This window comes from Nocardia acididurans (genome assembly GCF_016741815.1).
Lineage (GTDB): Bacteria > Actinomycetota > Actinomycetes > Mycobacteriales > Mycobacteriaceae > Nocardia > Nocardia acididurans.
This window is the reverse complement of sequence record NZ_JAERRJ010000009.1, coordinates 24737-37408: the sequence shown is the minus strand read 5'-3', so window position 1 is coordinate 37408 and position 12672 is coordinate 24737. Positions and strand designations below refer to the sequence as shown.

Sequence of the window (12672 nt, the reverse complement as noted above, 5' to 3'; positions counted from 1 at the left end):
ATCCACCCGTCAGGAGCATCCGCAATTGCGCAGTGTGGCGGCGATGGCGTCCAACGCGGGGCGGCTCGCCTCCGGGAGCCGCTGGTTCGACATCAACGCGAAAGTGAGTACGCGCCCATCGCGATCCAGCACATATCCCACCAACGAGCTTGCCACATCGAGAGTTCCGGTCTTGGCGCGAACCCAGCCCGCACCGTCACGATCGCGCACCGTGTAGCGGCCTGCCAGCGAACCGGTCGCCCCGGCCACGGGCAGGTAGTCGAGCAGGTCGGCTAGCGGGTCCGGGGCATGCGAATCACCCTGTCCCACAGTGGTGTTGGGCAGGGCGGCGACGGCCACGATGTGGTCGAGCAGCCGCGGCGGCAGCAGATCGTCCACCGAGAGCCCGCTGCCGTCCAGCAGGGTGACACCGGTCATATCGAATCCGGCGGCCCGCAGGGTGGCGACGATGCCGGTCACCGCGCCCGCGAAGGACAGCTCGTTGCCGGTGGCCTGCGCGATCTCGCGGGCGATGGTCTCGGCGAGCACATCGTCGGAGTGCACCATCATGTCGCGCAGCCGATCCTTCAGCGGCGCGGACCGCACGGCCGCCACCTGCGTGGAACCCTGCGGCGCGTTCCCCAGCCGCACGCGGGCCGGATCGATGCCCAGGGCCACCGCCAGCTGCCGACCGGCGTCCACCGCGGGAGTCTCGGTGCGCGGCGAATACTCGACCAGTGGTTCGAGCCGCCCGCCGTCGATCATCACCGGGTCGATGGGCGCGATGGAACCGCCCGCGACATCCCGGAAGTCCCAGCCCTGCGCCATATTCGAGCCCGAGTACAGCGAGGTGTCGACCACGATGCTGTCGACCGGCCTACCCGAATTCTTGATCTGCGCCACCAGATCCGACAGCCGCGGCCCGTCCGGGTAGTAGCCCTTGCCGTCCGGCTGATTGGTGATGGTCGGGTCGCCACCACCCACGAGCACCAGCTCGCCGGGCGCGGACCCGGTCACCACCTTCGTGGTCACCCGGTGGTCCGGCGGCAGGGCGAGCAGCGCGGCCGCGGTGAGCACGACCTTCGCATTGGATGCCGGAATCTGCGGCTTGTCGGCATCGAGGGTCCACAGCACCTCGCCGGTCTCGCCGTCGGACACCGAGGCCGCGAACACCCCGAGATCGGGATTGGCGGCGACCCCGGCCAGCGCGGCCGCGAGCCCCGCCTTACTGGGCACCGGCGCGGTCGAGGGCGCGGGCTGCACCTGCGGCAGGGCCTTCACCGGCGAGGGCGGCGCGGCGACGGTCAATCCCCCGTGCTTGAACTCCTCGGTCCACGGTTTCACGGTGAGCACCACGGCGGTGGCCGCGACCGCCACCACGACCAGCGCGGATGTCACGACAATCCAGGTGCGCCGCCGTCGCTTGGCTTCCAGACCCCCGATGTTCTGCTTGTTCCCGCCTGCCACGTGCAGCTGTCTCCCTGATACCTGTGGCAGGGGAATGCCCCGGGCGTCCCTGCCGAACCCATGCGCCCGCCGTCCACACTATCCTCGTTGCGCAGTCGTTCCTCAGAACGAGCTGGCGAGTCGGCAGCCATAGGCCAACGAAGAAGGAGATGACGTGGAGTTCGACGTCACCATCGAGATCCCCCGGGGTCAGCGCAACAAGTACGAGGTCGATCACGAGACCGGGCGGGTGCGGCTGGACCGCTACCTCTACACCCCGATGATGTACCCGGCCGACTACGGATACATCGAGAACACCCTGGGCGGCGACGGCGATCCGCTGGACTGCATGGTCCTGCTGCCCGAGCCCGTGTTCCCGGGCGTGCTGGTCGAGGCCCGTCCCGTCGGCGTGCTGATCATGAGCGACGAGGCCGGCACCGACGAGAAGCTGGTCGCGGTCCCGAACAAGGACAAGCGCTGGGATCACATCCAGGACGTCGAGGACATCCCGGAGTTCCAGCGCAAGGAGATCGCGCACTTCTTCGAGCGCTACAAGGACCTGGAGCCCGGCAAGTGGGTCAAGGTCGAGGGCTGGGAAGGCCGCGAGAAGGCCGAAACCCTGGTCACCGAGGCGTACGCCCGGCTGAAGGAGCAGGGCGGCCACTGACAGCCCCCGCTACTCCCGCGGCGCGGTGAGTCCCGCGGTGGTGCGCAGCGGCACCTCTTTCCAGAAGAGCACCAGCAGCAGCGCCACCGCGGTCACCGCCGAACTGGTCAGGAACACCGTGGACAGCGAGTTCGCGAAACCTGCCCGGAACGGCTGTGCCAGCGCCGGATTCAACTGCTGGATCACCGAGCTGTCGACGAGCACCCGCTCCGCGCCGTCCGGATTCTGCCCCGCCGCAACGAGTTCCGACTCGATCTCGGGTGCGAGCCGGGTGAACAGGATCGACAGGAACACCGCTGCGCCCAGCGTGCCGCCGATCTGCCGGAAGAAGGTCGCGGCACCGGTGGAGACACCCATATCCTTGGGCGGCAACGTATTCTGCAGCGCGAGAATGAGCGGCTGCATGAGATTCCCGAGCCCGAATCCCACGCACAGCATGAACGCGGCCACGATCCAGAACGCGGTGTCGGCGCGCAGATAGTGCATCAGGAACAGGCCGAGGGTGATCATGGCCGCACCGAGAATCGTATAGACGCGGTAATGCCCGGTGCGCGAGATCAATTGGCCGGAAATGATCGAGCCGATCATGATGCCGAGCACCATCGGAATCATCTGCAAACCGCCCAGCACAGGGCTCGCACCCCGCACCACCTGCAAATACTGTGGCATCAACAGGATTCCACCGAACATGCCCGCGCCCACCACGAACGAGATCACCACACCCAGCGCGAAGGTTCTGTTCCGGAAGATGCGCAATGGAATCAACGCCGCGTCACCGAGTTTCGCCTCGATCGCGAGGAACGCCGGCACCGCGACCCCGCCGATGAGGTAGCAGCACACCGAACGCGCACTCCCCCAGCCCCATTCACGACCCTGCTCGGCGACGATCAGCAGCGGCGTGATGCCCAGCGCCAACACCAGCGCACCCCAATAGTCCACGCGGTCACGGGATCTCACCGGTCTCGGCAGTCGCAGCACCCGCGAGACCACCAGCAGCGCGAACAGGCCCAGCGGCACGTTCACCAGGAACACCCAGCGCCACCCGGAAATCCCGAGAATGCTGTCCTGCCCGGCGAACAGACCGCCCAGCAGCGGCCCGAGCACACTCGAGGTGCCGAACACGGCCAGGAAATAGCCCTGATACCTGGCCCTTTCGCGGGGGCTCACGATATCGCCAACAATCGTGAGCGCCAGCGACATGAGCCCGCCCGCGCCCAGCCCCTGCACCGCGCGACAGGCCGCCAGCTCGTACATGGATTGCGCGAACGTGCACAGCAGCGAACCCGCCAGGAATATCGAAATGGCCGCCAGATAGAAGGGCTTGCGCCCGTACATATCCGAGAGCTTCCCGTACAACGGCGTCGCCAGCGTCGCGGTGATCAGGTAAGCCGTTGTGGCCCAAGCCTGTAGCGCGTAACCGTCGAGATCATCGGCGATGGTGCGGATGGCCGTCGACACAATGGTCTGATCGAGGGCCGCGAGCAGAATGCCGAGCAGCAGACCACTGAGAATCACCATGATCTGCCGGTGCGTGAAACCACCCTCACCGGTGGATTCGGTCACCTCTGATGTAGCCATCGCCGAACCTCCAGGTCCCCCGCCTCACGATAGGCCGGAACCCGAAGCCCGCAACGGATTTTCGCCCCCGCCCCCGAAACGCGGCCCTTCGCTGTCCAGGGTTCGGGACGAAGCCCGAGAGCACAGCACTCCGCGGTTGGGGGTTCGGGGGCGAAGCCGGAGAGCACAACGCTCCGCGGTTGGGGTTCGGGGGGCGAAGCCCCTGAGAGCTACAAGAGTTGTTACTACTTCCCCTGGAAACGCGGCGGACGCTTCTCGAAGACCGCCTGGATCGCCTCGGTCAGATCCTCCGACGGCAGGAAGGCCGCGTTCCACGCCGACACATAGCGCAGTCCGTCCGCCACCTTGCCGGCCTTGGGCTGATCCAGCACATCCTTGATGCCCTGCACCACCAGCGGCGGGTTCTCGGCGATCTCGCGCGCCAGCGCGTACGCCGCGTCCAGCACCGCCTGCTGATCCGCGTACACGTCATTGACCAGGCCGATCTTCTCGGCGCGGGCGGCGTCGATGTCCTTGCCCGTGTAGGCGAGCTCACGCAGGTGCCCCTCGCCGATGATCCCCGGCAGCCGGTGCAGCGACCCGATGTCGGCGACGATCGCGACCTTCGCCTCGCGCAGGCTGAACTTGGCGTCCGCGCTGGCCAGCCGGATATCGGCGGCCGCGATCAGATCCAGCCCACCGCCGATGCACCAGCCGGACACCGCCGCGATCACCGGCTTGGTGCAGTCGGCGACCGCGGTGACCGAAGCCTGCATATCCCGCACGCCCTTGAGGAAGGTGGTGCGCGGCGCGGCCAGGGCCTTGTCACGCAGCAGCGGCCCGAACAGCGGGCTCATGGCGGGCAGGTCCAGCCCGTAGGAGAAGTGCTTGCCCGCGCCGGTGAGCACGATGGCCCGCACCTCCGGGTCGGCGTCGAGTTCGCCGAAGATGAGCGGCAGCTCGCGCCAGAAGTCCGGTCCCATGGCATTGCCCTTGCCCGGGCCGGTCAGCGTCACCGTCGCGACGTGGTCCTTGCTCTCGACTTCGAAAGCCTTCCAATCGGTCATCGGTCCAGCGTATCGGCGGTTTGCGCGGTTCCGTACCCGGGTGTAAACGCTGTGCTAAATCTGCTGTCCCCCACTGGTTTCCAGCAGGCCGCGGGACGGACGATTATTGCGTCCACAAGATGCTTCTCCCGTGTGGGGGTTCCGATGTTGATGCACCACGGAATCGGCCTCGACCGCTTCAATTCCCTCTCCCGCGCCCGCGCGATCCACGCCCTGTACGAATGCTGCTGCAATGTCACCTGGGCATCCAAGATCGCGGACGGCAGGCCCTACCCCGGCCACGCCTCCCTGCACACCGCCGCGGCGGCCGAACTGCACGCCCTGTCGGCGGTGGATCTGGCGCGAACCTTCGATTCCTGTGCCCACGACAACGTTTCGGAGCACACGATCGCCGAACTGTCACGGATCACCCGTGCCCGGATCGCGCAGATGCTCGGTCCGGAGGAGGGTTATCCAGAGTATTGAAACCCGGCACATGATCCGCAATCGCTCTACTCTTGGTGGCATGCGCAGGTCCCTGCTGCCGCCGATCGCGACGAAGGTTTCCGACACCTTGATCCAGCGCGGCCACCACGGGGTGATCGTCACGCAACCCAATCCCACGCACACCGCCGAAGCAGCAGCTCAGGCGCTCGGCGTGGATGTCGGAGCCATCACCAAGTCCCTGGTCTTCCTGCTCGACGAGGATCCCGTCCTGCTATTGGTGTCCGGCGCGCACCAGGTGAACCTGGCCGATACCGGGAAGCGGCTGGAGGGCACTCTCACCCGCGCACCCGCGGCCATGGTCCGCGAGGTCACCGGGCAACCCATCGGCGGGGTGGCTCCACTGGGCCATCCCACCAACCTGCCCACCTTCGTCGACAACGCGCTGTCGCATCATCCGGAGCTGTGGGCGGCGGGCGGCCACCCGAACACCCTGTTCCGCACCACCTTCGGCGAGCTGGTCCGCATCACGGCGGGCCTGGCCATCGATGTCGATTGAGTGTCGGATCGCTGAGCGATTTCGCACAGCCCGGAATATTCGGGCAGCGAACGACGTAGGTTCGTTGCGTGACTGATTCCGAGACATCCGGCGCCGAGCTACATGTGCCCGATGACCTGAGCGGCATCACCGCGCAGCAGTATCGCTCCGCCATGCGGCACTATCCGGCGGGCGTCACCATCGTCACGCTGAACTCCGAGAACGGGCCCGTCGGTTTCACCGCCACCTCCTTCGCGTCGCTGTCCGCCGATCCGCCGCTCATCTCGTTCAATATCGCCGAGACCTCCTCCAGCCGCGACGCCATGCTGCGCGCCGATTCGCTGGTCGTGCACTTCCTCGGCCAGCATCAGAAGCATCTGGCCCAGCGCTTCAGCCGGGACGCCGCCGAGCGCTTCACCGATCGCTCGCTGTGGACCACCCTGGACACCGGCGAGCCGATCCTGCACGGCACGCCCATCTGGGTGCGCGCCACCGTCTACCAGTTGCTGCCGATCGGCGATCACACGCTGGTGGTCGGGCTGGTCACCCGGGTGCACGACAACACGCAGGACGCTCCGGCGGTCGGCCCGCTGGTCTACTACAACGGCGTCTACCACCGCGCCGAGATCGCGGACTGATTCTCCCGGCGCGCTCCGGTCAGGCCGCGGAGGTGGCGGTGCCGATGCCCAGCGCCGCCAGGATGGCCGCGCTCGCCTGCTCCAGCCGATCGCGCACCTTCGGCCGCTTCAACAGCGCCACCGCGCGGGAAGCGGCCATGGCTAGCAGCACCATTTCGATTGCGGCGATGGCGGATTCGATCGCCCCGAGGGTGAGCGTGTTCGCGAAGGTGACCTCGGTCAGGAACTGCGGCAGCACCGCGAGATAGAACAAACCCACCTTGGGATTGAACATGCACGACAGCAATCCGGCAGCGAATGCCGAGCGAACCGAATCACCCTTCGCCCGCGCGCCGGGAGCATCCGATTCGACTGCGGCCGAAGCCTTTCCGCGCCGATGCGCGAGCAGCGCCCGCACCCCCAGATACACCAGGTAGAGCCCGCCGATCACCTTCAACGCCCGATAGGCCGTGGCCGACTGCTCGAGCAGCGCCGCCACCCCCGCCGCGACCACCACCGCCCACACGATGCCCCCGAGCGCGGACCCCATCGCCGCGGCGATGGCCGGACGCGGCCCGGACATCGAAAACCGCAGCACCAGAAAGGAATCCGGGCCGGGCGTGATGGACAGCAGTACGCACAGCCCGATGAAACTCAACAGCAGCGGCAGGCTCACCCACCCATGAGAACACAGTCCACCGACAAGGGGGAGAGCCCGCCGACCGGCCCTGATGATGAATACCGGCCGACGGCCCCCTGGGCGCGACCGGAATTCAGTTTCGCGCGCTGAATTCCGCGCCCAGTTCCTGGAACATCGTGGTGTTCATGGTGAATGCCAGCCGCGCCTCGTCGAGCACCCGATCGACCTCGGGCCCGTCGATGGGCATCCGGTCCAGGTTCTCGCGGTAATCCCGTTTGAACGCGGCGGGATTCGTGATCGCGTCGAAGACGTAGAACCGCACGCCGTCGCCCTTCTTGGGCAGATCCCACAGCTTCTCGGCGGTTCCGCGAATCACCTGTCCGCCCGAGAGATCGCCCAGGTAGCGGGTGTAGTGATGCACCACGTACCCGGCCGGCCAGGTGCGCGCGCACTCCTCGACGCGGGCGGCGTAGGCGGCGGTCGATGGCAGCGCGACGAGCTCGTCGCGCCAGTTCGGGCCGCCGAGGTAGGCGAGATCGAGTTCGATGGCCGCCAGCCGGTCCAGCTCCGAGCGCACGAACGGCCCGGCGACCGGGTCGGCGGCGAGGGCCGCGGAGTGCTTCTCCAGCGCGTCGTAGACGAACCACAGCTGCGCGGTGTAGCGGTAAAAAGCCTGCACACCAAGGTTTCCGGTGAGCATGTCACGCATGAAGGTGGAGTGCTCGGCCTCATTGTGCTGCTGCTCGGTGGCGGTCCGGATGAGCGTCGAGAACGGCGTCTTGGTGTCCACGGTGTCAGTCTTCAACGGCATGGGAGCAACCTCTTTCACCTCTCGGGCGCCCTACTTTGGCTACCCTAACCTCAATTACCAAGGTTAGCTACAGCAACGTTCCCGCGAAACGAACTTTGCGACCCACCGGATCCAACTTTCGATGGATTTTCGCGGCGGGGTTGACAAGAGCCCGACACATCTGCAAATCTCGGCAACCAGGTCATGAGTGCCAGCGCAAAGCCCCGGCTCGCTGGTCGGCAACCCTCCTCCGCGGTGGGGTGCTCCGGGTGACGACCAGGCCGTAGCCCGACTTGGGCGCGGCAAGCGCGGACACTCGATCACCCCTTTCTGATCGCGCGTCCCATGAGCCGACGGGATTTCGTGATGACCGCTTTCGCCGACCAGACCTGTGCCCCCCTCGCCGAGGTTTCCGGTTGTGATCTCCAGGTGCCCCTCGTCCAGGGCGGCACCACCACCTACGCCAACTTCGACTATGCCGCCAGCGCACCGGCATTGGCGCAGGTCACCGACCGCGTACAGGAGTTGCTGCCGTTCTACGCCAGCGTGCACCGCGGCGCGGGCTACGCCTCCCGCGTGTCCACCGACTGCTACGAATCCGCCCGCGGTTCGGTCGCCCGCTTCCTGAACGCCGCCGACGACCAGGTCGTCGTGTTCACCCGCAACACCACCGACTCGCTCAACCTGCTCGCCTCCTGCGTACCCGGCGACACCGTGGTCCTCGACGTGGAACACCACGCCAACTTCCTGCCCTGGCAGCGGCACGGCCGCCGCGTGGTCCCGGTCGCCGACACCATCGAGGAGACCATCCAGCGGCTCGTCGCCGAACTCTGCTCGAAACCCGCTGCACTGCTTGCGATTACGGGCGCATCCAATGTGACCGGCGAACTGCTCCCATTGGAGCGCCTGGCCTGGATCGCGCACCAGTGCGGCACCCGCGTCCTCGTCGACGCCGCCCAACTGGCCCCGCACCGCCGCATCGACCTGCGCACCACCGGCATCGACTACCTGGCCTTCTCCGGCCACAAGGCGTACGCGCCGTTCGGCGCGGGCGTACTCGTCGGCCGCCGCGACTGGCTCGACGCCGCCGAACCGTACCTGGCGGGCGGCGGCGCGGTCCGCTCCGTCACCGCCGACAGCGTCGAATGGGCGCCCGCGCCGCAGCGGCACGAGGCCGGCTCCCCGAACGTCCTCGGCGTCGCCGCGCTGGCCGCCGCCTGCGACGCACTCACCGAACTCGACGCGACCACCGTCACCGAGCACGAGCAGTACCTCACCCATCGCCTGCGCTACGGCCTGAAAACCGTTCCCGGCGTGAACTTCCTGCGCATCTGGCGCGACAGCACCGACGCCGTCGGCATCGTCGCCTTCACCGTCGACGGATTCGAACCCGGCCAGGTCGCCGCGTATCTCTCCGCCGAACACGGCATCGGCGTCCGCGACGGCCGCTTCTGCGCGCACCCGCTGCTGTCGCGCCTCGGCGTGGACGCGGCCCTGCGAGCCAGCATCGGCCTCGGCACCACCGCCGCCGACGTGGACCGGCTCATCGACGCGATCTCCACACTGGTGGAGAAGGGGCCGGGCTGGGATTACGCACGCACCGAAGGGCATTGGAACCCGGTGCCGGAAACCCGCCCGTTCGGCAGGGGCAGCGAGGGCGGCGCGCCCTGCGCGTTCTGACTTCTCGACTGCGGTGGGGTTCGGGGCAAAGCCCTGAGAACACTGAGACTCGGGTTACGGCACGAGATAGCGGGCGGCGAGTTCCTCGATCAAGGGATCGTCGTCCGCGACGGCGTTCAAGATGTCCAGATCGTCCTGGACCGAAACATGCCGCACATCATCCTGCTCCGGGTCCGGCCCGTCCTCGGCCAGCTGCCGCAGTAGCTTCGCGCGTACTCGTTCCTTCAGGGAATCACTCATAGGAAGAGCATGCCCCCGCGCGGCGTGCTCACTCCGACAGCCACGCCGCCGCTGCTCAGACCGGTGCGAGCCAGGTCCCGTAGGGCGTGTTCCGCACCACCGTGAAGGCCACCAGCAGGATCGCGGTGATCCACAGCGCCGACCTCGGCAGGATCCTGGGCAGCGGCGGCAGCGACTGCCCGCGCCAGCCCTTGATCGTCCAATTCCCCCACCACGCAAGGAATCCCAGCAGCAGCGGCACCAGCAGGATATTGCTGTGCACGGCATCGATGATCCGGCCGTCGGTGAGATTGTGCAGCCCCCGCAGGCCGCCACAGCCCGGGCACCACCAGCCGGTCAGCTCATAGAACGGGCACACCCCGTACGAGCCCTGCTCATGTGGGTCCCGGAAGTGCAGCACCGCCAGCACTCCGGCCACCGCGCCGCCGGTGAGCAACGGCAGCCCGGCGGTGAGCCACCGAGACCGGGCTGGAGGTTGGCTCACGGGAGCTGACGCGGTGTCCACGCGCTCAACGGTAGCCGCGTGGGACCGGCGCTTCCAGTTCATCGCCCCGAGTGATAGGAACGTGTTCTAAAAACTGCTTGTGACCACCGTCACGACCAGTCGCTCGAAGGAGAACACCCCTGATGATCCTCGACACCTTCCGCCTGGACGGCCGCGTCGCCCTCGTCACCGGAGCCGGCCGCGGCATCGGCGCCGCCACCGCCCTGGCCCTCGCCGAAGCGGGCGCCGACGTGGCCCTCGCCGCCCGCACCGCCACCCAGCTCGACGAGGTCGCGGGCAAGATCCGCGCGCTCGGCCGCCGCGCCGTCACCGTCCCCTGCGACCTGTCCGACCTCTCCGCCGTCACCGCCTTCGCCGAAACGGCCGCCGCCGAACTCGGCCGCATCGACATCGTCGTCAACAATGTCGGCGGCACCATGCCCAACACCTTCCTCACCACCACCCCCGAATTCCTCGAAGAGGCTTTTCGTTTCAACGTCTCCACCGCCCACGCCCTCACTCGCGCGGCCGTCCCGCACCTGCTGAAATCCGGCGGCGGCTCGGTCGTCAACATCACCTCCATGATGGGCCGCACCGCGGGCCGCGGCTTCCTCGCCTACGGCACCGCCAAAGCCGCTCTCGCCCACTGGACCCGCCTCGCCGCCACCGACCTCTCCCCCCGCATCCGCGTGAACGCCATCGCCGTCGGCTCGGTCCTCACCTCCGCCCTGGATGTCGTTGCCCAGCAACCGGAAATCAAGGCTTCGATGGAATCGGTCACTCCGCTCGGCCGCCTCGGCGAACCCTGGGAAATCGCCGCCGCCATCGTCTACCTCAGCTCCCGCGCCGGCGGCTACATCACCGGCAAGGTCATCGAGGTCGACGGCGGCATCGAACGCCCCAACCTGGACCTCCCCATCCCGGACCTGTAATCCCTTGCGGCGGATCGTCAGCCGACGGCTGGACCAGCAGGCTGCTCCGCGGGCACAGCCAAGGTATCGATGACGGCGACGACCTGCCCTCGGTCCGCCAGGAGGATCGGACCGGTGTGCCCGGCTGTGCGCGCCACCGCACGTGCCAGGGGTTCGGTCGTTCCCACCACAGGTAGGGCGGGGGCGAGGTGCGCCGTCACCGGATCGGCGGCGGGCGCGTCCGCCAGGCCGGACGCGCTCACCGCACCGAGGAGCTCGGCCGCCACCACGGGACCGGTTGCCTTGCGCTGCAACAACACCGGCAGCACGGGGAACCGTCGGAGCTGCTCCCGCGCCTCGCCGACCGTCGCTCCGGACGGCACCACCACCGGCGGCGGCAACCGGGCCGGGTCACCCAGCGCCGCTCCGACAGTGTGTTCCGCTCCGGGCGCGGTGAGCGGAAATCCCAACGCGCCCAGCCATTCATCGTTGTAGTACTTCGACAGGTAGGCCCGGCCGGAATCCGGTGCGATGACGACCACCACATCGTCCGGCCCGAGTTCCCGCGCGGTGCGCAGCGCCGCCGCGACGGCCGTCCCCGACGACCCGCCCAGCAGCAGCCCCTCCTCCCGTGCGATGCGGTGCAGCAGCGCGATGGCCTCCGCGTCCGGAATGCTCTCGACCCCGTCCACCACCTCCGGGTCGTACGACTCCGGCCACAGATCCGGCTCGGTCTCCGGATGCCGGAAGTGCCCGACCGCCTCGACGTACCAGATCCGCCCGTCGCCACCGCCGTACACCGAAGTCTCCGGATCCGCGCCGATCACCCGAACCGCCCCGCCGGATGCCTCCTTCAAATAGGACCCGGTACCCGTAATCGTCCCCCCGGTGCCGACCCCCGCCACGAAATGCGTTATGCGCCCACCGGTTTGAGCCCAGATCTCCGGCCCGGTGGTAACCCGGTGCGCCGCCGGATTGGCAGGATTGTCGTACTGCCCCGCGAACCAGGCCCCCGGAATCTCCTCCGTGAGCCGCAGCGCCACACTCCGCAGATGCTCGGGATGCCCCACCGGCCGCAACCCCGGCGTGAGATGCACCTCCGCCCCGTAGGCCCGCAGCAGCGCGATCTTCTCCGGACTCACCCGGTCCGGCACCACCACCACGCTGCGATACCCGCGCGCGGCCGCCAACGCCGCCAGCCCCAGCCCGGTATTCCCCGAACTGGCCTCCACCACCGTCCCGCCCGCCCGTAGCGCGCCCGCCTCCTCGGCCGCCAGCAGCATCCCCCGAGCAGCCCGATCCTTCACGCTCCCACCAGGATTCAGATACTCGAGCTTCACGTACACCGTCGCCCGAATGTCATCCACCACCCGGTTCAACCGCACCAGCGGCGTATTACCGACAGCCTCGGCAACAGAATCGAACACGCCCCCGGCGTGCACGGAAACAGCGGTCATGCGGCACCCTGCCCTGGTCTCGGAAAACGGAAAACTCCAGCCCACCCGCACGAGACATCCGAACACCCAAGCCCCGCACCGGTTCCCACACAGTCAGACTCGCAAATCCCATTATCCCCGCCCAGGGTTCCCCTCACCCCGAACCCAACTTCCCGCACCCCCGCGCAAAGAAAAAG

General features: G+C 67.9%; 14 protein-coding genes and 1 riboswitch. Of the genes, 6 read left to right on the top strand and 8 right to left on the bottom strand.

Annotation, left to right across the window (positions count from 1 at the left end):
* Positions 1-9: 9 nt before the first annotated feature.
* On the bottom strand, positions 10-1446 hold the full coding sequence (gene dacB / locus JK358_RS23300) for a D-alanyl-D-alanine carboxypeptidase/D-alanyl-D-alanine endopeptidase (protein WP_201950398.1): 1437 nt from the start codon (positions 1444-1446) through the stop codon (positions 10-12).
* A gap of 154 nt (positions 1447-1600) precedes the next feature.
* Between dacB and ppa the strand changes: the two genes are divergently transcribed.
* A complete protein-coding gene (gene ppa, locus JK358_RS23295; protein ID WP_201950389.1) occupies positions 1601-2092 on the top strand; it encodes an inorganic diphosphatase in 492 nt (163 codons plus the stop codon).
* A 9-nt stretch (positions 2093-2101) separates the two neighbouring features.
* Here ppa and JK358_RS23290 read toward each other — a convergent pair whose 3' ends face one another.
* Both JK358_RS23290 and JK358_RS23285 read right to left on the bottom strand, forming a co-directional pair.
* Complete coding sequence (locus JK358_RS23290) at positions 2102-3670, bottom strand: MDR family MFS transporter (protein ID WP_201950386.1); 1569 nt, start codon at positions 3668-3670, stop codon at positions 2102-2104.
* Positions 3671-3894: 224 nt separating this feature from the next.
* Positions 3895-4716 (bottom strand): crotonase/enoyl-CoA hydratase family protein, encoded by an 822-nt coding sequence (locus JK358_RS23285; RefSeq protein ID WP_201950383.1) that lies wholly within the window; start codon positions 4714-4716, stop codon positions 3895-3897.
* 144 nt (positions 4717-4860) lie between these two features.
* Here JK358_RS23285 and JK358_RS23280 point away from each other — a divergent pair, with 144 nt between their 5' ends.
* From JK358_RS23280 to JK358_RS23270, 3 genes are all read left to right on the top strand, one after another.
* On the top strand, positions 4861-5181 hold the full coding sequence (locus JK358_RS23280) for a 2-oxo-4-hydroxy-4-carboxy-5-ureidoimidazoline decarboxylase (protein ID WP_201950380.1): 321 nt from the start codon (positions 4861-4863) through the stop codon (positions 5179-5181).
* Positions 5182-5221: 40 nt separating this feature from the next.
* Positions 5222-5698, top strand: coding sequence for a YbaK/EbsC family protein (locus tag JK358_RS23275; protein ID WP_201950376.1), 477 nt, complete (start codon positions 5222-5224; stop codon positions 5696-5698).
* Between the two features lie 152 nt (positions 5699-5850).
* A complete protein-coding gene (locus JK358_RS23270) occupies positions 5851-6315 on the top strand; it encodes a flavin reductase family protein (RefSeq protein WP_201951354.1) in 465 nt (154 codons plus the stop codon).
* Positions 6316-6334: 19 nt separating this feature from the next.
* Here the strand turns inward: JK358_RS23270 and JK358_RS23265 are convergent, their stop codons facing one another.
* Positions 6335-6970 carry a LysE family translocator gene (locus JK358_RS23265; RefSeq protein ID WP_201950373.1) on the bottom strand — a complete coding sequence of 212 codons (636 nt, stop codon included), beginning with the start codon at positions 6968-6970 and terminating at the stop codon, positions 6335-6337.
* Positions 6971-7067: 97 nt separating this feature from the next.
* Positions 7068-7745 (bottom strand): biliverdin-producing heme oxygenase, encoded by a 678-nt coding sequence (locus JK358_RS23260; RefSeq protein WP_201950372.1) that lies wholly within the window; start codon positions 7743-7745, stop codon positions 7068-7070.
* Positions 7746-7924: 179 nt separating this feature from the next.
* Positions 7925-8039: riboswitch (SAM riboswitch) on the top strand.
* A gap of 51 nt (positions 8040-8090) precedes the next feature.
* Here JK358_RS23260 and JK358_RS23255 point away from each other — a divergent pair.
* Positions 8091-9404 (top strand): aminotransferase class V-fold PLP-dependent enzyme, encoded by a 1314-nt coding sequence (locus JK358_RS23255; protein ID WP_201950371.1) that lies wholly within the window; start codon positions 8091-8093, stop codon positions 9402-9404.
* 54 nt (positions 9405-9458) lie between these two features.
* Here JK358_RS23255 and JK358_RS23250 read toward each other — a convergent pair whose 3' ends face one another.
* Both JK358_RS23250 and JK358_RS23245 read right to left on the bottom strand, forming a co-directional pair.
* Complete coding sequence (locus tag JK358_RS23250) at positions 9459-9644, bottom strand: hypothetical protein (protein ID WP_201950370.1); 186 nt, start codon at positions 9642-9644, stop codon at positions 9459-9461.
* Between the two features lie 55 nt (positions 9645-9699).
* Positions 9700-10149, bottom strand: coding sequence for a DUF2752 domain-containing protein (locus JK358_RS23245; RefSeq protein WP_307817689.1), 450 nt, complete (start codon positions 10147-10149; stop codon positions 9700-9702).
* 122 nt (positions 10150-10271) lie between these two features.
* Here JK358_RS23245 and JK358_RS23240 point away from each other — a divergent pair, with 122 nt between their 5' ends.
* The gene (locus JK358_RS23240) at positions 10272-11060 is read left to right on the top strand and encodes an SDR family oxidoreductase (protein ID WP_201950368.1); all 789 of its coding nucleotides are present in this window, start codon (positions 10272-10274) and stop codon (positions 11058-11060) included.
* A 17-nt stretch (positions 11061-11077) separates the two neighbouring features.
* Here the strand turns inward: JK358_RS23240 and JK358_RS23235 are convergent, their stop codons facing one another.
* Positions 11078-12496: a pyridoxal-phosphate dependent enzyme gene (locus JK358_RS23235; RefSeq protein ID WP_201950365.1), complete on the bottom strand. Its 1419-nt coding sequence runs from the start codon at positions 12494-12496 to the stop codon at positions 11078-11080.
* Between the last annotated feature and the right edge of the window lie 176 nt (positions 12497-12672).